This is a genomic window from Oceaniovalibus sp. ACAM 378 (assembly GCF_008085915.1).
In the GTDB taxonomy this organism is placed as follows: Bacteria; Pseudomonadota; Alphaproteobacteria; order Rhodobacterales; family Rhodobacteraceae; genus Oceaniglobus.
The window spans coordinates 191129-209539 of the sequence record NZ_VSJK01000006.1 but is presented as its reverse complement, the minus strand read 5'-3'; the positions used below and the strand labels follow the sequence as shown (position 1 = coordinate 209539).

Genomic DNA, 18411 nt, shown 5'->3' with positions numbered 1-18411 from the left:
TCCGGCCCCGGCAGGGATCGTACCGCGTGACCGCTCGATACCCTCGCGCGGCCCTTTCAAATGATTAACGCTGCCGTGCCGGTGGCTGCAACCCTAACCCTGCCACTTGCCGGCCGCACGGATCGCGCTTGACGACATCGTGTTCATTGGAATGTTGATGAAACACCAATCCGGCGGCGAACGACGGCCCAGCAGCATCGCCTGCCGGCCGCGCAACCGGTATGCAGCAAACTGTTCCGCCGCCGGAGACATCCGCGCCGAGATCCTTTGCCCCGGACGCGCCAGCACGCCGATGGATACAGAGTCGAAGATTGATCGGTAATTGTCCCACTTATGGAATTCCGCCAGACTGTCGGCCCCCATCAGCCAGACGAATTTGACGCCGGGATAACGCCGGATCAGCGCCGTCACCGTTTCCGCAGTATAGCGTGTGCCCAACCGCCGCTCCAGATCGGTAATCCGCACGCGCGGATGGTCCATCACCGCCCGCGCTGCCTCCAACCGCTGCTCGATCGGCGCCGGGCCTCTGGATTTCAACGGATTGCCGGGGCTGACCAGCCACCAGACATGATCCAGATCGAATCGCTTTAACGCCTCGCGGGTGATGTGCACATGCCCCGCGTGGGGCGGATCGAACGACCCGCCCAAAAGGCCCACACGCTGCCCGGCCCGGGCGATGGGCCAGCCCGGTCCATGGGCGATCATCCTGTGGGACACGCAGACGCCAGTGAGAGCAGCGCCGTCGGGATGCCTCCGGCGGGAGTATTTTTGCAAAGAAGAAGCCGGAGACGGCGCAGGGCCTGCCTCACGCGCCCTCGCTCGACTGTGCCCAGAGGTTGATATCTTCTTCCTGCGCCACCGAGTCGATTTCGGCAAGTTCGGCGTCGGAGAAATCAAGGTTGTTCACCGCGCCGGCGCAATCGATGACCTGTTCAGGCTTGCTTGCGCCGATCAGTGCAGTGGTGATGCCACCGCCGCGCAACACCCAGGCAATGGCCATCTGTGCCAAGGTCTGGCCGCGCCGTTCGGCAATCGCATTCAGTTTGCGGATACTGTCGATGGCCTGTTCCGTGATCTTGCCAGGTGCTAGGGATTTACCCTGTGACGCACGGCTGCCTTCTGGAATGCCGCCCAAGTATTTCTTGGTCAGCATCCCCTGCGCCAGCGCGGTAAAGGCGATTGAGCCGACCCCGAGATCGGTGAGCGTGTCCTTTAACCCGTCCCGTTCGATCCAGCGGTTCAGAAGGTTATAGGACGGCTGATGGATCACGCAGGGCGTTCCCAATTCCTTGAGGATCGCCGCCGCCGCGCGGGTGCGTTCGGAATTATACGACGAGATCCCGACATAGAGCGCCTTGCCTGAGCGCACGATCTGGTCCAGCGCGCCCATGGTTTCCTCAAGCGGCGTGTCGGGATCGAACCGGTGGGAATAGAAAATATCAACATAGTCGACGCCTAGCCGTTTCAGCGAGGCATCACAGGACGCGATGAGATATTTGCGCGACCCCAACTGACCATAGGGGCCGTCCCACATCTTGTAGCCCGCCTTGGACGAGATCACCAGTTCGTCACGATATCCCGCGAAATCACTGCGCAGGATCTCTCCGAACGCCACTTCGGCTGAACCCGGCGGCGGGCCATAGTTATTGGCGAGATCGAAATGCGTGATACCGTGGTCGAACGCCGTGCGGCAGATGGCGCGTTTGGTTTCATGCGGGGTGTCGCCGCCAAAATTGTGCCACAGCCCCAGCGAAACAGCGGGCAGCAACAGCCCCGACGCGCCGCAGCGGCGATACTCCATGCGGTCGTAACGGGCGGGATCGGGGTGATAGGTCATCGGAACATCCTTTTTCGGTTATCTATCTTGTCCGCCGAAGACACTGGACTGTCAAATCCCCGGCGTCATACTCGAACGCGAGCGAGCCCTGAACCGTTTCCATAAAAGGATATCGTACCATGCCACTCAGCACCCTGACGCGCGGCACCCTGCGCGCCGCACTCTTGGCCGGCGTGTTTGCCCCGCTGCCGTTTTTCCTGCCCCTGCACGCCCAGCAGGCCGCCGACGCCGTCGCCCCCGAGGCGGCAACCGAAAACGTCAGTGCCGCCGCATCGCCCGAATTGCAGTCCGCTCTGGATGCGAAGGCGGCAGGAACGCCGGTCAAGGCAGGTGAATGGATGGTGAGCGCGGCCAATCCGCTGGCGGTTCAGGCCGGGTCAAAGGTGCTGGCGTCCGGGGGCAGCGCCGCGGATGCGATGATCGCCGTGCAACTGGTTCTGGGTCTGGTCGAGCCGCAGTCCTCGGGCCTTGGTGGCGGTGCATTCCTTGTCTGGTACGACGCGGCGACGGGCGAATTGACCACGCTGGACGCCCGCGAGACCGCGCCGCTGGCCGCCACCCCGACCCTGTTCCTTGACGACGCGGGTGAGCCGCTGCAATTCCTTGATGCGGTCATCGGCGGGCGTTCTGTCGGCACGCCGGGCACGCCGATGTTGCTGGAGGACGCACACCGGCGCTGGGGCAAGACGAACTGGTCGGGGCTGTTCGACGACGCCATTGCTTTGGCCGAAAACGGGTTCGAAGTGTCGCCGCGTTTGGCCGGACTTGTTGCAGACGACCCCGAAGGCCTGTCGGGGGCCCAGTCCACGCGCGACTATTTCCTGCCCGGCGGGACACCGATTGCCGCCGGTGACACGCTGAAGAACCCGGCCTATGCCGCGACGCTGACCGCGCTGGCCCATGGTGGCGCCGATGCGTTCTATTCCGGTCCCATCGCGCGCAATATCGTTGCCACGGTGCAGGGCGCGACGGGCAATCCCGGCGTCTTGTCCGAAACCGATCTGGCACTGTACCGGGTGATCGAACGCCCCGCCGTCTGCGCAACATACCGCGCCCACGATGTCTGCGGCATGGGTCCGCCAAGCTCTGGAGCGCTGACGGTCGGTCAGATCCTCGGGCTGTTGGAAGGGTTCGATCTGGCATCGATGGAGCCTGACAGCGCCGAGGCCTGGCGGCTGATCGGCGATGCGTCCCGGCTCGCCTTTGCCGACCGGGGCCGATATATGGCCGACAGTGATTTTCTGCCGGTGCCAACCGCCGGGCTGGTCGATCCCGCCTATCTGGCCGGGCGCGCCGAACTGTTGAACGGCGACGCGGCGCTCGAGGACGTGGCGCCGGGCAACCCCGCCTTCGACCATGCCAAGTGGGCGGATGATATCAGCATCGAGCTCCCTTCGACCTCGCATATCTCCATTGTCGATTCGGAGGGCAACGCGCTTTCCATGACCACAACCATCGAAAACGGCTTTGGATCACGCCTGATGTCCGGCGGCTTCCTGCTGAACAACGAGCTGACGGATTTCTCCTTTGCCACGCATTCGGATGGTGTGCCGATCGCAAATGCGGTGGCTCCGGGAAAGCGCCCGCGCAGCTCGATGGCGCCGACCATCGTGACGCGTGACGGCAAGCCGGTTCTGGTGATCGGATCGCCGGGCGGTTCGCGGATCATCGGCTATGTCGCCAAGACGATCATCGCCCATCTTGATTGGGGCATGGATGTGCAACAGGCCATCGCCCTGCCGCATCTGGTGAATCGCTTCGGCACTTATGACATCGAGGAAGGCACGGACATCACCGCGCTGGAAACCCCGCTGACCGATATGGGGTTCGAGGTTTCGGTGCGCGAGCTGAATTCAGGCCTCCACGCCATCGCGATCACCGCCGATGGATTGGAGGGCGGTGCCGATCCGCGCCGCGAAGGTATCGCCATCGGCCAATAGGCGCGATGACTGTCACCGGAATCGGGCGGATGGAAATTTGCCCGATCTCGCGGTGGATTTCGATTCATCACAAAGTCAGCTTGCTTTGGGGCGCAGAACGGGGTGGCGCTTGCCCCCCGAAATCGCGCATAATTGGGTCAAACGGTTTGCGCCGCCCCGGCGCGGACCCCGACCGGCCCAAGGCGGCCCCGGATACGGCGGAACATCCCCATGAAAATCGTAATGTTGGCGCAGAACGCCAATCTTTATTCCCACCAGCGTATGAAAGAGGTGGCCGAATCCCGAGGCCATACCTTGGACATCATCAAGACGCTGGGCTGTTACATGAACATCGCCTCGCGGCGCCCCGAAATCTATTACAACGGGGCGAAGCTGCCGAAATACGATGCGGTGATTCCCCGCATCGGCGCTTCGGTCACGTTCTACGGTCTGGCCGTGCTGCGGCAGTTTGAAATGCAGGGCACCTATCCGCTGAACGAATCCGTCGCCATCGGACGCTCGCGCGACAAGCTGCGCTCGATGCAACTGATGGCGCGCGATGGAATCGGTTTGCCTGTCACCACCTTTGCCCACGACTCGAAACAAACGGACGCGGTGCTGAAACTGGCAGGCGGCGCCCCGACAGTGATCAAGCTGCTTGAGGGCACGCAGGGCATCGGCGTGGTGCTGGCCGATACGGAACGCAGCGCGAAATCGGTGATCGAGGCGTTTCGCGGCGCCAACGTCAACATCATGGTGCAGGAATTCATCAAAGAGGCCGGAGGCACCGACATCCGCGCGCTTGTGGTTGGCGGCAAGGTGATCGCGGCGATGAAACGTACGGGCGCCGAGGGTGAATTCCGCTCCAACCTGCACCGGGGCGGCACCGCCGAGATGATCAAGATCACCACCGAGGAACGCGCCACCGCCCTGCGCGCCGCCAAGACCATGGGGCTGAATGTCTGCGGCGTCGACATGCTGCGCGCCAATCACGGGCCGGTGGTGATGGAGGTGAATTCGTCGCCGGGGCTGGAAGGTGTGGAAAAGGCGACCGGAATAGACGTGGCGGGCAAGATCATCGACTTCATCGAGAAGAACGCCAAAGATGGCAAGACGCGGACGGTGGGCAAAGGATGAGCGTACCGGGCTTTGAAATTGCCGGCACCGTCCTGCGCGCCGGAGAACGGCGCACGGTCGATCTGCCGGTGTCGGTCCTGTCCGATCATACGCCTGTCACCATGTCCGTACATGTGGTGCACGGTCGCCGCCCGGGGCCGGTGCTGTTCGTTTCTGCGGCCGTGCATGGGGATGAGGTGATCGGCGTGGAAATCGCCCGCCGTCTGCTGCGCAGTCCACAGTTGAAATCCATCGCGGGCACGTTGATGGTAATTCCCATCGTCAACACCTTCGGTTTCTTGAACAATTCACGTTATCTGCCCGACCGGCGCGATCTGAACCGGGTGTTTCCGGGTACGCCTGCCGGATCGCTTGCCGCGCGGCTGGCCTATCTGTTCATGAGCGAAATTGTCGCGCGGGCCGATTTTGGGATCGATCTGCATTCCGCGGCACAGCACCGCACCAACATGCCACAGATCCGCGTATCGGCCAGTTCCGAGAAGACGCTGGAACGGGCCGAAGCCTTTGGCGCCCCCATTGTGGTGCGCGCCAAGCTGCGCGACGGCAGTCTGCGTGCCGCCGCCCGCGCCACTGGCTGCGATATCCTGCTGTACGAGGCGGGCGAGGCGCTGAGGTTCGACGAACACTCGGCCCGCATCGGCGTTTCAGGCATTCTGCGGGTGATGCACCACATGGGCATGATCGGCTCGAAGGGATTGCCGAAACGGCGCGAGGCACCGATTCAAGCCACATCGTCGAACTGGTGCCGCGCCCCCGCCGGCGGTCTTTTGCGCTGTTTTCGCGAAGTCGGCGAAGGTGTCGAAGCCGGAACGCTTCTTGCCGTCGTGGCCGACCCATTTGGTGAAACCGAAGCGGAAGTGACCGCCTCTGCCCCCGGCATCATCCTTGGCCGTGCCCTGATGCCCGTGGTGAACGAAGGCGACGCGCTGTATCACATCGCCGCCACATCGATCGATCCGGCGCGCCGTCTTGAACGGTTGGCCGCCGATCTTGAGGCTGATCCGATGTTCGACGAGGATGAAATCCTGTAGACGACGGAGCACTGCAAGGGTCTGTATCGGTCCGACACGGCACCCCGGCATGAGGGTGCCGCGCGGATGCGAAGATCAGAACACCTCGATATCGTTGGCCAGAGATGCGACCAGACCGATGTTGTTGACCTGCAACGTGTTGCCACCGCCGAAATCGAACAGCACACCACCCTCGAACGGATCGGCAAAATCCAGAATTTGCTGAATCGAAAGCGACTGTCCGCCCCACAGCGCGTCATCAAGCCGGATTGTGTCGAAATCGTTGGCGAAATCGGAAATCGTGTCTTGCCCCTCGCCAAAGATAAACACGTCGATGCCGATGCCGCCGCGCATCAGATCGTTGCCCGCCCCACCGTCCAGCGTATCGAATCCGGCGTTGCCGTTCAGCACGTCGTTGCCACCCTCGCCCAACAGCAAGTCGGACCCATTGTCGCCGTTCAGCGTGTCATGCCCGCCGCCCCCAGACAGAGTGTCGTTGTTGATACCGCCGCCAAGAAGATCGTTCCCGACCCCGCCAGACAGATCATCGGCGCCGGCGTTACCGGACAGGGTGTCGTTGCCCGCATCACCGCTCAGCCTGTCGTTTCCGGCCTCGCCCGCCAGCAGATCATTCCCGTCACCGCCGTTCAGCGTATCGTTGGCCAGCCCGCCGCGCAGATCGTCGTTGCCTGCGCCGCCATTCAGCAGATCAAACCCGTTGTTGCCCAACAATGTATCGTCGCCAATGCCACCGTTCAGCGTGTCATATCCCGACAGGCCAGTGATATAATCATCGCCATCCCCGCCGTTCAGCAGATCGAAACCCAGACCACCGTTGATATAATCATCACCGTCACCCCCCAGAATGGTATCGTTGCCGACGCCCCCCTGAATTGAATCGTCGCCCTCGCCGCCGTCGATGCTGTCGAATCCGCCAAAGCCAAAGATCGTGTCGTTGCCTTCGTGGCCAAGGATTGTGTCGCGCCCGTTCCCGCCTTCAATGACCCGCCCAGCAAAGTCGTCGTTCAGGATTGTGGCCGTCCCGACATTATCGAGGTACAGCCCGGGAATCTGTGCTGCCGTGGCGGGTGCCGCGTTGAGCGAAAGGCCGAAAGTCTCTGCTGATTCGATTACGCTATCGTTGATCAGCGGCACCCGGACATAGGCAAGGGTCTGCCCCGGGACCAGCGTCACGCTGCCTTGCATCGCCTGATAATCGGTTCCGGCCTGCGCCGTTCCGTCAAAGGTGATAAAGTTGAACGACAGCGGCACCTCTGACGGGCGCGACACCTGAATTTCAAAAATCGCCTCGGCGCCGCCCGGACCTTCGGAAACCCGCGGATCGCTGACAAACAGCGACCTCCCGCCATCCAGAATCACCCCCGACACACTCAGCGCATCCACGCCGCCCGCCAGAACGGCATTCTGCGGATTTGTCGCCTCGATCACATAGTTTTCGTCGTTTTCACCGTTGGGTGAGCCGTTGTGAGACACGAACTGGGTGACCGATACTTCGCCAGCCGGAATCGTAACCGTCACCTGGGTCTGCACCCCCGCACCGAAGTTGAAATCCACGTCCGAGGACGTTTCCGCCGCTTGGTTCTTCAAGGTCAGCGTAACCGTTACGTCGCGGACAGACGCCTCGGACAAACGGATCAGGATTGGCTGTCCGGCGCTGGATTCGATACCTGTGATATTCGGTTCGATCGTGATCACCGGGAGGCCGTTCTGGCCGTCGTCATCACGGATCAGCGCGGTGCCGACATTGTCCGAGATGCCATTGAAGATCAGGTTGGCGGTTGATCCCGTTGGCGTCACCACCAGCGAGAATGTCTCGGATGCCTCGCTGATCCTGTCGCCGTTCACCGGCACATGTACATAGGCCACGGTTTGCCCGGCCGCGAATGTAATTGATCCCGAACGTGCGAGATAATCTTCGCCCTGCTGCGCCAGGCCATCAATGGTTGCATAGGAAAAGGTCATCGGGCCGTCGTGCGGCTGCGACACGCGGATCTCGAACACCGCCATGCTGCGCCCGCTGTCACCCTCAAGGATCGTCGGGTCGCTCACGAACAGGCCGCGTCCTGTATCCAGGATTACCGCCGTTTCACGCAAGACATCGCCCCCGCCGGCAAGCGTGGCATTTACCGGATCGGTCAGTTCCAGAACATAGTTTTCGTCAACCTCATTGCTGGCGCTGCCATTCTGAAAGACCGGAAATGTGGCGCTTGTGTCGCCTGCCGGGATCGTGACCGTCAGCACCTGCCACACGCCGGCGCCCGAGTTGAAATCCACGTCATTCTGCGGGTAAGCGGTGCCCGACAGAATTTGCACCGTCACCGAAATGTCGCGGGTCGAGGCCTCGGACAGCCTGATGATGTGAAACTGTCCGGAAGAGGATTCAATGCCGTTTGTGGTTTCCAGAGTAATTACCGGCTGGCCGCCGGTTCCGTCATCGTCGCGGATCAGCGCGGTGCCGACATTGTCGGCAACGCCGTTGAAAACCAGGTTTGCCGCCCCCCCAATGGGTGACACGACAAGCGAAAATGTCTCGGATGCTTCTGACAGGATGTCGCCCGACACCGGGACGCGAACATAGACAACAGTCTGGCCGGGGGCAAAGGTCACGTTGCCTGACCGGGCGGAATAGTCACTGCCTGCCGTGGCCGTGCCGTCCTGGGTTGCATAGGAAAACTGCATCTCCACCGAAGCCGGCTCCGATATACGGATCTCGAACACCGCCTCGGTGGTTCCGTTGTCGCCCTCAAGGATCGTCGGATCGCTGACGAACAGGGACCGCCCGTCGTCCTCGATCACCCCTGTCACCTGAAGTACATCAACGCCGCCGTTCAGCGTCGCATTGACCGGATTGGTCAGTTCAACCACATAATTCTCGTCGACTTCATCGCCAACCCTCCCGTTGTGAACAACGAAGGTTGTAACCGATGTCTGGCCGACTGGAATCGTTACAGTCTGCACCTGCCACACGCCCGCCCCAGCGTTAAAATCCACATCGTTCTGCGGAATCGCCGTCTGGCCGCGAAGCTGCAGATCGACGGTCACGGCCTGTGTCGCGGGCTGATCAAGCCGGATGGTAATAATTTGGCCCGCACCGGTTTCGGGGCCTGAAATTGGATCAACGGAAATTACGGGCATGGGAAATTCCCTTTTAAAATTTGTGAAAATGGCGCGAATCGTGTACCAAATTTGTTAACCCGTCCCTTAACCTGTCAATAACATCACCCGATTTCCGGGGACGATATCGCCGATTGCAACCGTGGCGCGAACCGCAGCATCGGCCTTCGTCTCCAGTGTCGCATTGCCCCGCGCCCCGATCCCCGCTAATCAGGCGCCAACCCCGAAACACCGGAGCATCTCATGGCAGCCTATCAATACGTCTATCATATGGACGGCGTCAGCAAATCCTATCCCGGCGGCAAAAAGCTGTTTGAAAACATTCGCTTGTCGTTTCTGCCCGGGGTCAAGATCGGCGTCGTCGGTCCGAACGGGGCCGGTAAATCCACCCTGATGAAAATCATGGCCGGTATGGACAAGGAATTTACCGGCGAGGCATGGGCCGCCGAAGGCGCGCGCGTCGGCTATCTTCCGCAGGAGCCAAAGCTCGATGACTCGTTGAACGTGCGCGAGAATGTCATGTTGGGCGTCGCCGCGAAAAAGGCGATCCTTGATCGCTATAACGAACTGGCGATGAATTATTCTGACGAGACCGCCGAGGAAATGGCGGCCTTGCAGGATGAAATCGACGCACAAGACCTGTGGGATCTGGACGCGCAGATCGACGTGTCGATGGAGGCCCTGCGCTGCCCCCCCGACGAAGCAACCGTCGCTTCCCTGTCTGGCGGTGAAGCGCGGCGTGTTGCGCTGTGCAAACTGTTGCTTGAAGCGCCCGATATGCTGTTGCTCGACGAACCGACCAACCACCTGGACGCCGAAACCATCGCCTGGTTGCAGAACCACCTTATCGAATACAAGGGAACGATCCTGATCGTCACCCACGACCGGTATTTCCTTGACGACATCACGTCCTGGATTCTGGAACTCGACCGCGGGCGCGGTGTGCCATGGGAGGGCAATTATTCCTCATGGCTCGAGCAGAAGGCCAAGCGCCTGTCGCAAGAGTCCAAGGAAGACAAGTCGCGGCAAAAGACGCTTGAACGCGAGCTGGAGTGGATCCGTCAGGGTGCCAAGGCCCGGCAGGCCAAATCCAAGGCGCGGATCAGCGCCTATAACGAACTGGCCGGCCAATCCGAACGGGACAAGTTGAGCCGCGCGCAGATCATCATCCCGAACGGTCAGCGTCTGGGCAACAAGGTGATCGAGGTTGAGGGTCTGACCAAGGCCATGGGCGACAAGCTGCTGGTCGAGGATCTGAGCTTTGCCCTGCCCCCCGGCGGTATCGTCGGAGTGATCGGCCCGAACGGTGCCGGTAAAACGACCCTTTTCCGCATGCTGACCGGACAGGAACAGCCCGACAGCGGCACCGTGACTTACGGCGATACCGTCGATCTGTCCTATGTCGACCAGTCGCGCGATGCGCTGGATCCGAACGTCACCGTGTGGGAAGAAATCACCGGCGGAGCCGAGATCATCCAGTTGGGCGATGCCCAGATGAACAGCCGCGCCTATTGCTCGGCCTTCAACTTCAAAGGCGGCGACCAGCAGAAAAAGGTCGGGATGCTCTCGGGCGGCGAGCGTAACCGCGTTCACATGGCCAAGCTGCTGCGCTCGGGCGGCAACGTCCTGCTGCTTGACGAACCGACGAACGATCTTGACGTCGAAACGCTGCGTGCACTGGAAGACGCGCTGGTCGATTTCGCTGGCTGCGCTGTGGTCATCTCGCACGATCGCTTTTTCCTCGACCGGATCTGTACCCACATCCTGGCATTCGAGGGCGACGCCCATGTGGAATGGTTCGAGGGCGCGTTCTCGGACTATGAAGAAGACAAGAAACGGCGTCTCGGCGCGGATGCACTGGAACCCAAGCGGGTGAAATTCAAGAAATTCGTGCGCTGACGGAAGCTGGCGGGCGATAACTCCGAAGACCCGCCAAGCATGGGATCCCTTACCGGAAACGATAGGGGATTCCACGCGCTTCATGCGGGAAGACAACCAGAAATTCGAATGGTTTGTGTCGCTACTTCGCTGTTTTACCGGACCGCAGCGTCCTATTGTCAGTGAAAGTGGCGCCAAGTTATGGAACCCATCAAGGGCTGCCCGCGTTAACTACCGCTGCCTTAATAAAACAGGTTATTTGATGCGCGCTTTGATCTTTCTTCTTTTCACGGCACTTCCGGTACAGGCCGATGTGGTGGGCAACGTTGATGTTGACTGGCTGGGCAATGACATCGTGATCGAAGCTTTTGCCGACCCCAAGGTTGAAGGGGTGACATGCCATGTGGCCTATTTCGACCGGGGCCTGATTGACCGGCTGCAAAAAGGTAACTGGTTCGAGGATCCGTCGAATTCGTCGATCTCGTGCCGCCAGACCGGGCCAATTGTCATTGGGGATATCGTCCGCGATGACGAAGGTGAATCGGTGTTTTCCGAGCGTCGGTCCGTCATCTGGAAGTCACTGGAAGTAAAGCGAATTTTCGATGAAGCCAATCAGGCGCTGATCTATATCAGCCATTCGCGACAGGTGCAGGACGGTTCGGCCAAGATGGCGATATCCACCGTCCCGCTGTATCAGCCCGGGCAACAATAGCGCGCATCGAACCGTTGATTGAGTCGTCAGTGGTTTTCCTGCGACCACGTCGTCAGCATATCCTGCGCGGCGGGCCGGGCCAGATAGACCGCCCGTCCAATCGCGCGGGCAACGCAATGGGCCGCCGCCGTGCCGATATCGGAAACCGCGTCGCCCGACACACAAATTTCGCCGGTGGACAGCGCGAACACGATATCTCCGTCGTGCGGCGTGTGTGCTGGCACGATGGCGCGGGCTATTCCGTCATGGGCCATGATCGAAATCCGGTGACACTGCGCCTTGCTTAGCCGTGCATCGGTCGCGACGATACATAGGGTGGTGTTTCCGGCCTTCCCCATCGCCTCCAGCTTGCGGCTTGGCTCGGACAGGATCAGCCCACTGCGAGGGTCCACCCCGGCCCCGCCGAACTCACCGTCAATCTCGAAGGGCGCGGCCCAGAAATGCCGCCCGCCCGGAGTTGTCACCGACCCCACCGGATTTGCAGCGACCAGAGCGCCGACGGTTACCCCGCTCTCCAACACCAGCGATGCAGATCCCAGACCGCCCTTTTGACGCGCGCAGGTCGCCCCGGTTCCGGCACCGACGCTGCCCAGATCAGGCGTTGCCGTTGCCTGCGCCCATGCGGCCCGACCCAAATCGGCATAGGGGTTCGTGGTCCAGGCCTTGTCGCCGCCGTTCAACAGGTCGAACAGGATCGCGCCCGGTACGATTGGCACAAGCGCCGCGCCGACAGCAAAGCCGCGGCCTGCGGCACGCAAGCTCTCGGCAACGCCGGAACAGGCATCCAGCCCAAAGGCCGAGCCGCCCGACAGCACGATCGCATCCACCGCCTGAACCGACTTGTCAGGCGCCAGAAGATCGGTTTCCCGCGTTCCCGGCGCGCCGCCCATCACATGACATGAGACTACAAAGGGCGCGTCGGCGGTCACGACAGTGACGCCGGATTTCAACTGCGCGTCTGACGCATTTCCAACGCGCAATCCCGCCACATCGGTGATCAGATTCTTCTCTCCACGGCGCATCACCGCTCCCCCTTTAAGTTCGGTTTCTCCCGCGCGGTTCCCCGCCTAGATGCAGCGCCCGCCGTCCACTTCCATCGCCACGCCGGTGACCATGGATGCCTCTGATGAACACAGGAAACAGGCCGCATTGCCCATGTCTTCGGGTGTTGAAAACCGGCCCAGCGGGATCGTCGCGAGAAACTTTGCGCGGATTTCTGGCGTATCTTCGCCCATAAAGCTTTTCAGCAGCGGCGTTTCCCCCGCCACCGGGTTCAACGCGTTCACCCGCACCCCGAACGGGGCCAGTTCCACCGCCATCGCCTTGGTCGCCGTGATCATCCAGCCCTTTGATGCGTTGTACCAGTTCAGCCGCGGGCGCGGCGACACCCCGGCGGTCGATGCGATGTTCAGGATTGCACCGGTGCCGCGCCCTTTCATGTGGCCGACCAGCGCGCGCGCGGTCAGATACACAGATTTCGCGTTGACGTTCAGCACCCGGTCAAAGTCTTCTTCGGTGATATCCTCCATCAACCCCGGCAGATGGGTGATCCCGGCGTTGTTGACCAATATGTCCAGCGCGCCGAACGCCTCCAGCGCCGCCGCAGCCATATCGTTGACGCTATCGCTCTGCCCCACGTCGACCAGTTGCGCGATGCCGCCAATTTCGCGGGCAACCTGCTGCGCCGCATCAAGGTTGATGTCCGCGCACATCACCCGCGCGCCTTCGGCTGCGAACTTTCGCGCGATCCCGGCACCAAACCCCGATCCCGCGCCGGTAACGATGGCGGTTTTTCCCTGCAGTCTCATGATCTTCTCCTATCCATGCCAGGCGGCAACAGTTTTCAGCGCCGAAAAGCCATACAGCGCCTCGAATCCCTTTTCCCGCCCGTGCCCCGATTTTCCCACACCGCCAAACGGCAATTCAACACCGCCCCCCGCGCCATAGTTGTTCACAAACACCTGCCCGGCGCGCAGGGCCCGGGCCAGTCGCATCTGCCGCCCGCCATCCGCGCTCCAGACCGAGGCGACCAACCCGTAAACGGTGGAATTGGCGATCTTTACCGCCTCGGCCTCGTCCTCAAACGGGATAAGCACCTGCACGGGGCCGAACACCTCTTCCCGCGCCAGCAAATGATCGGCGGGCACATCGGCCAGCAGTATCGGCGCGACATAGTGCCCACCCGCTGGCGCCTCACCAATAATCTGCCCTCGCGCCACCACTTTCAAATCGCGGCCGCGTTGCAAGAACCCCTCGACGATGTGCTTTTGGCGGGCCGAGATCAGCGGGCCAAGGTTCAGATCGTCCATCGCCGGGCCGACCGTCAAAGCGCGGTATCGTTCGGCCATAAGATCGCGCACGCCATCATAGACTCCGCGCTGCACCAGAATGCGCGAGGACGCCGAACAGGTCTGGCCAGCGTTCTGTATCCCGGCGTTCACCAGAAACGGCAGCGCACGGTCCAGATCTGCATCGTCAAACACCAGTTGCGGCGACTTGCCACCAAGCTCCAGCGTCACGGGCACCACATTGGCCGCAGCCGCCGCCTGCACCAAAGCCCCCGTGCGCACCGATCCGGTGAAAGACACATGCTGTATCCCGGGATGGCCGGCCAGCGCCGCGCCCGCCTGCGCCCCAAGGCCCGGAACGATGTTCAGCGCACCGGGCGGCAGCCCCGCCTGCATGGCCAGATCGCCAAAGGCCAGCGCGGTCAGGCAGGCCTCTTCCGCCGGCTTCAGGACACATGCGTTGCCCATGGCCAGCGCCGCACCGACCGACCGGCCGATGATCTGCATCGGGTAATTCCACGGCACGATATGCCCGGTTACCCCATGCGGTTCGCGCAGGGTGTAGACGGTGTATCCGTCCAGATAGGGGATGGTTTCGCCGGTTATCTTGTCCGCCGCGCCCCCATAGAACTCCATATACCGCGCCAGAGCCACGGCATCGGCCCGCGCCTGTGTCAGCGGCTTGCCCACATCCATCGCCTCAAGCACCGCCAGCCGTTCCACATGCTCCAGCACCAGCACGCCGAGCCGGGTCAGGATGCGGCCCCGCTCAAGCGCGCTCATCCGGCCCCATTCGCTTGCGCGGGCGTCGTGGGCGGCGGCGACGGCAGCGTCGATATCCGCCGTGCCCCCGCTGGCGATATGGCAGATTTCCGTGCCGTCAGACGGGTTCGTCAGTGCGAGCGTTTCGCCCGACAGGGGTGGCACCCAACGTCCGGCGATCAGGCAATGGGCGGGGTCAAAGGGCAGGTCAGGCATTGGCTAAACTCCGGTCGGGATCGGGGTCAGGGGTGTCTTGCCAGTCAGGCAGGACAGGCGCGGCATCAATCAACGTGCGAGTATAGGCGTGGCTGGGCGCAGTGAATACGGTCTCGGTTTCGCCCTGCTCGACGATCTTGCCTGCCCGCATCACCAGCACCCGGTCGGTGACCGAGCGGACCACCGAAAGGTCGTGACTGATGAACAGATACGACAGCCCGTGGGATCGGCAAAGATCGGCCAGCAGGTCGAGCACCTGTGCGCGTACGGACACGTCCAAAGCCGACACTGCCTCGTCCAGCACGATCAGGTCGGGCTTGATTATCAGCGCCCGCGCGATGGCAATACGCTGTCGCTGGCCGCCGGAAAACTGGTGCGGATATTTGTCAGCGTCTCCGGGCGACAGGCCCACCGCCCGCAAGGCTTCAGCCACAGACGTGTCGCGGTCGGGCGGGTTGTCGAGCAGGTGAAACGGCTCGGTTATCAACCGCGCAACCCGGTGACGGGGGTTGAAGCTGCCGAAGGGATCCTGAAACACCACCTGCATCCGGCGGCGCACGTCCAGATTGGGGCGACCGCCTGAAAATACCGGCGCACCGTCCAGCGTGATCTCTCCGCCCTGCACCGGCTCCAGCCCCAGTATGGCGCGGGTCAGGGTGGATTTGCCGCAGCCGGATTCACCCACCAGCCCCAGCCGTTCCCCCCGGTGCAGTGTGAAACTGACGCCATCCACCGCCCGGAACCGCCCCGCCGATGCAAACAACCGTTTCGCGGGCACACGGTAATCGCGCACCACGTTGCGCAGTTCCAGCAGTGGCACGGGGGCGGGACGCGGCGGCAGGCTCACCCGGTGGCGTGATGCATCGAACAGCATCCTTGTATAGGGATGGCGCATGTGGCGCAGCACATCGCCTGTCGCCCCCTGCTCCACCACCTCGCCTTTTCGCATGACGACAATCCGGTCAGCGATCCCGGCCACCACAGCCAGATCATGGGTGATCAACATCAGCCCCATGCCGAAATCCGCCACCAGCCCTTTCAAAAGGTCCAGTATCTGCGCCTGAGTCGTCACATCCAGTGCCGTCGTCGGTTCATCCGCGATCAACAGATGCGGGCGCAGTGCAATGGCCATGGCAATCACCACACGCTGCCGCTGACCGCCCGACAGTTCGTGCGGATAACGGGTCAGCGGAAACCGGTCCGGCGGCAATCCGGCCCGCGCCAGCATGTCCTGCGCCGCCGCACGTGCCTCGGCCCGGCTGCCCTTGCCATGCACAAGGATCGTTTCGGCCACCTGATCGCCAATACACTGCACCGGGTTCAGCGCGGTCATCGGCTCCTGAAACACCATTCCCATATCCCGCCCGCGCATGGCGCAGAGCGCCGGCTCCGGCGTGGTCAGAATATCGGCGTCACCCAGCATCACCCGGCCCGTCGCCACAGCACCCTGCGGCAACAGCCCCATGACCGCCAGCGCGGTCATCGACTTGCCCGAGCCGGATTCTCCGGTCAGCGCCACGATTTGCCCCGGCGCGATATCCAGCGTCACGCCGCGCAATATCGGCGTGCCGTGAATTGCCACATTCAGCCCCTGCACCGACAACAACGTCATGCCCGGATGACCCGCAACCGGGGGTCAAGCATGTCGCGCAGACCGTCGCCCATCAGGTTCAGCCCCAGCACCGTCAGCAAGATCGCCAGCCCCGGGAACAACGCCACATGGGGCGCGATCGACACCAGCGTCTGCGCCTCGGCCAGCATCCGGCCCCAGGACGGCATCGGTGGCTGCGCGCCAAGCCCGACATAAGACAGGCCCGCCTCAGCCAGAATCCCCAGTGAAAACTGGATAGTACCCTGCACGATCATCAGGTTGGCGATGTTGGGCAGGATGTGTTCAACGCTGATCCGCCCTGCCGACTTGCCCGCCACCCGCGCCGCCAGAATGAAATCCCGCCCCCACAGGCCCAGCGCCGCCCCCCGAGTCAGGCGGGCAAAGACCGGAATGTTGAAGATACCGATGGCGATGATGGCGTTCACTGCCCCGGGGCCAAACACGGCGGTGATCAGGATGGCGATGACAAGGCTGGGAAAGGCAAAGATCAGGTCGTTGCCGCGCATGATGAATTCATCCAGCCCTCCGCCGCGCAGCGCTGCCGCCGACAGGCCCAGAGGCACGCCCAGCCCCATGCCGATCCCCACGGCCACCAGCGCCACCGCTATCGAGGTGCGCGCGCCGGTCATGACCATGCTCAGGATGTCGCGCCCAAAGTGGTCGGTGCCCAGCCAATGCGCACCGCCGGGTGGTTTCAACCGGTTAGGGATGTCCAGCGTTTCGATATCATAGGGCACCCAGACAAACGACAACAGCGCCGCCAGAACAAACACCGCCGTCAGCGCGGTGCCGATGATCAGGTTGCGGTTCACCGCCCCGTCCTCAGCCGGGGATCGACCGCGGCATAGGCAAGATCAACGATGAAATTCACCGTGATCACCGCAAATACCAGCAGCATGACCACCGATTCCACCACGATAAGATCGCGCTGGGAAATCGACTGGAACACCAGCCGCCCCAGTCCGGGCAGAAAGAACACCTGTTCGATGATGATCGCCCCGGCCAGCAGGAACGAGAACTGCAACCCGATGATCGTCAGCACCGGGATCAGGGCGTTGCGCAGCGCATGTCGCCACAGGGCTTGCCGCCGGCTCAGCCCTTTGGCGCGGGCGGTACGGATGAAATCCTCGCCCAGCATGTCCAGCAGGGACGAGCGCATGATCCGCGCCAGAATCGCCGCCTGCGGCAGGGCAAGCGCGACGGCTGGCAGGGTCAGGGCCTTGATGCCGCCCCAAAACCCACGCTCCCACCCCGGAAAACCCCCGGCGGAAAACCAACGCAGCTTGATGGCAAAGACCAACACCATAAGCATCGCGAACCAGAAATTCGGGATGGCAATTCCCAGTTGCGTCGCCCCCATCACCGCCGTATCCCCCGCACCGCCCCGACGGCTGGCAGCATATATTCCGGCGGGAAAGGCAATCAGCGTCGACAGTGCCAGCGCATAAAGCGCCAGCGGCAGCGATATCCATAACCGGTCGCCGATCATATCGGCCACCGGACTGCGATAAGTATAGGATGTGCCGAAATCGCCCGTGACCATGCCACTGACCCAAGACAGATACCGCTGAGGTTTGCTTGCATCCAGACCCAGCTCGATCCGGAGCGCGGCCACGGTATCGGGCCGCGCATTTACCCCCAGCATGTATGATGCCGGATCACCCGGCGCGACCTCGACCACCAGAAAAATCACCAGACTGGCGACGATCAGGCTGATCGCAAGCGAGGTGAGGCGGCTGAGCACATAGCGGATCATCGCCGCCTGCCCGGTTGGCTTGCGGATGGAACAGGGCGGTTCATCACCCCTTAACCGATGGCGCGGTATCACGCAGGCAGTCACAGTGAAGGAGTCGATGAAATAACCCATCCCACGCAGCGACGGCATGTCCGTTGCCGGATACGATC

14 protein-coding genes are annotated in these 18411 nt (G+C 62.2%); 5 read left to right on the top strand and 9 right to left on the bottom strand.

All coding sequences use genetic code 11. The annotated features are described in order from the left end of the window. Nucleotides 1–93: 93 nt before the first annotated feature. Complete coding sequence (locus FQ320_RS09845) at nt 94–705, bottom strand: nicotinate-nucleotide adenylyltransferase (protein WP_148471905.1); 612 nt, start codon at nt 703–705, stop codon at nt 94–96. A 100-nt stretch (nt 706–805) separates the two neighbouring features. Next, nucleotides 806–1837: an L-glyceraldehyde 3-phosphate reductase gene (mgrA, locus tag FQ320_RS09840; protein WP_148471694.1), complete on the bottom strand. Its 1032-nt coding sequence runs from the start codon at nt 1835–1837 to the stop codon at nt 806–808. 119 nt (nt 1838–1956) lie between these two features. Here mgrA and ggt point away from each other — a divergent pair, with 119 nt between their 5' ends. The 3 genes from ggt (at nt 1957) to FQ320_RS09825 (ending at nt 5924) form a co-directional block, all read left to right on the top strand. Continuing rightward, entirely contained in the window at nt 1957–3777 is a 1821-nt protein-coding gene (gene ggt / locus FQ320_RS09835) for a gamma-glutamyltransferase (RefSeq protein ID WP_187393850.1), read from the top strand. A 210-nt stretch (nt 3778–3987) separates the two neighbouring features. After that, nucleotides 3988–4893, top strand: a complete 906-nt coding sequence (gene rimK / locus FQ320_RS09830; protein WP_148471692.1) for a 30S ribosomal protein S6--L-glutamate ligase — start codon at nt 3988–3990, stop codon at nt 4891–4893. Next, nucleotides 4890–5924, top strand: coding sequence for a succinylglutamate desuccinylase/aspartoacylase family protein (locus FQ320_RS09825; protein ID WP_148471690.1), 1035 nt, complete (start codon nt 4890–4892; stop codon nt 5922–5924). The genes rimK and FQ320_RS09825 overlap by 4 nt, the downstream gene beginning before the upstream one ends. Before the next feature lie 75 nt (nt 5925–5999). On the opposite strand, the gene FQ320_RS09820 is transcribed toward FQ320_RS09825, so the two are convergent. Next, nucleotides 6000–9059, bottom strand: coding sequence for a Calx-beta domain-containing protein (locus FQ320_RS09820; RefSeq protein WP_148471689.1), 3060 nt, complete (start codon nt 9057–9059; stop codon nt 6000–6002). 222 nt (nt 9060–9281) lie between these two features. Here FQ320_RS09820 and ettA point away from each other — a divergent pair, with 222 nt between their 5' ends. Then, a complete protein-coding gene (gene ettA, locus FQ320_RS09815; protein WP_148471687.1) occupies nt 9282–10937 on the top strand; it encodes an energy-dependent translational throttle protein EttA in 1656 nt (551 codons plus the stop codon). A gap of 241 nt (nt 10938–11178) precedes the next feature. Then, nucleotides 11179–11628, top strand: coding sequence for a CreA family protein (locus FQ320_RS09810; RefSeq protein WP_148471685.1), 450 nt, complete (start codon nt 11179–11181; stop codon nt 11626–11628). A 26-nt stretch (nt 11629–11654) separates the two neighbouring features. Here FQ320_RS09810 and FQ320_RS09805 read toward each other — a convergent pair whose 3' ends face one another. From FQ320_RS09805 to FQ320_RS09780, 6 genes are read right to left on the bottom strand one after another with little or no spacing between them, the layout of a single operon-like run. Continuing rightward, nucleotides 11655–12650 (bottom strand): P1 family peptidase, encoded by a 996-nt coding sequence (locus tag FQ320_RS09805; RefSeq protein ID WP_148471684.1) that lies wholly within the window; start codon nt 12648–12650, stop codon nt 11655–11657. A 45-nt stretch (nt 12651–12695) separates the two neighbouring features. Next, complete coding sequence (locus FQ320_RS09800) at nt 12696–13436, bottom strand: SDR family oxidoreductase (RefSeq protein WP_148471682.1); 741 nt, start codon at nt 13434–13436, stop codon at nt 12696–12698. A 9-nt stretch (nt 13437–13445) separates the two neighbouring features. Then, nucleotides 13446–14894: an aldehyde dehydrogenase family protein gene (locus tag FQ320_RS09795; protein WP_148471680.1), complete on the bottom strand. Its 1449-nt coding sequence runs from the start codon at nt 14892–14894 to the stop codon at nt 13446–13448. After that, nucleotides 14887–16506, bottom strand: a complete 1620-nt coding sequence (locus FQ320_RS09790) for an ABC transporter ATP-binding protein (protein WP_148471678.1) — start codon at nt 16504–16506, stop codon at nt 14887–14889. Before FQ320_RS09790 ends, FQ320_RS09795 begins: the two co-directional genes overlap by 8 nt. Beyond that, nucleotides 16503–17318 (bottom strand): ABC transporter permease, encoded by an 816-nt coding sequence (locus tag FQ320_RS09785; protein ID WP_148471676.1) that lies wholly within the window; start codon nt 17316–17318, stop codon nt 16503–16505. The genes FQ320_RS09790 and FQ320_RS09785 overlap by 4 nt, the downstream gene beginning before the upstream one ends. Next, complete coding sequence (locus FQ320_RS09780) at nt 17315–18262, bottom strand: ABC transporter permease (RefSeq protein ID WP_148471901.1); 948 nt, start codon at nt 18260–18262, stop codon at nt 17315–17317. The genes FQ320_RS09785 and FQ320_RS09780 overlap by 4 nt, the downstream gene beginning before the upstream one ends. Between the last annotated feature and the right edge of the window lie 149 nt (nt 18263–18411).

What these genes read in the sequence shown, in the direction of transcription:
- FQ320_RS09800 (WP_148471682.1), bottom strand. Translation starts at nt 13,436, where the DNA reads ATGAGACTGCAGGGAAAAACCGCCATCGTTACCGGCGCGGGATCGGGG.
- FQ320_RS09810 (WP_148471685.1), top strand. Translation starts at nt 11,179, where the DNA reads ATGCGCGCTTTGATCTTTCTTCTTTTCACGGCACTTCCGGTACAGGCC.
- rimK (WP_148471692.1), top strand. Translation starts at nt 3,988, where the DNA reads ATGAAAATCGTAATGTTGGCGCAGAACGCCAATCTTTATTCCCACCAG.
- ggt (WP_187393850.1), top strand. Translation starts at nt 1,957, where the DNA reads ATGCCACTCAGCACCCTGACGCGCGGCACCCTGCGCGCCGCACTCTTG.
- FQ320_RS09805 (WP_148471684.1), bottom strand. Translation starts at nt 12,650, where the DNA reads ATGCGCCGTGGAGAGAAGAATCTGATCACCGATGTGGCGGGATTGCGC.
- FQ320_RS09795 (WP_148471680.1), bottom strand. Translation starts at nt 14,894, where the DNA reads ATGCCTGACCTGCCCTTTGACCCCGCCCATTGCCTGATCGCCGGACGT.
- mgrA (WP_148471694.1), bottom strand. Translation starts at nt 1,837, where the DNA reads ATGACCTATCACCCCGATCCCGCCCGTTACGACCGCATGGAGTATCGC.
- FQ320_RS09845 (WP_148471905.1), bottom strand. Translation starts at nt 705, where the DNA reads ATGATCGCCCATGGACCGGGCTGGCCCATCGCCCGGGCCGGGCAGCGT.
- ettA (WP_148471687.1), top strand. Translation starts at nt 9,282, where the DNA reads ATGGCAGCCTATCAATACGTCTATCATATGGACGGCGTCAGCAAATCC.
- FQ320_RS09825 (WP_148471690.1), top strand. Translation starts at nt 4,890, where the DNA reads ATGAGCGTACCGGGCTTTGAAATTGCCGGCACCGTCCTGCGCGCCGGA.
- FQ320_RS09780 (WP_148471901.1), bottom strand. Translation starts at nt 18,262, where the DNA reads ATGATCCGCTATGTGCTCAGCCGCCTCACCTCGCTTGCGATCAGCCTG.
- FQ320_RS09820 (WP_148471689.1), bottom strand. Translation starts at nt 9,059, where the DNA reads ATGCCCGTAATTTCCGTTGATCCAATTTCAGGCCCCGAAACCGGTGCG.
- FQ320_RS09790 (WP_148471678.1), bottom strand. Translation starts at nt 16,506, where the DNA reads ATGACGTTGTTGTCGGTGCAGGGGCTGAATGTGGCAATTCACGGCACG.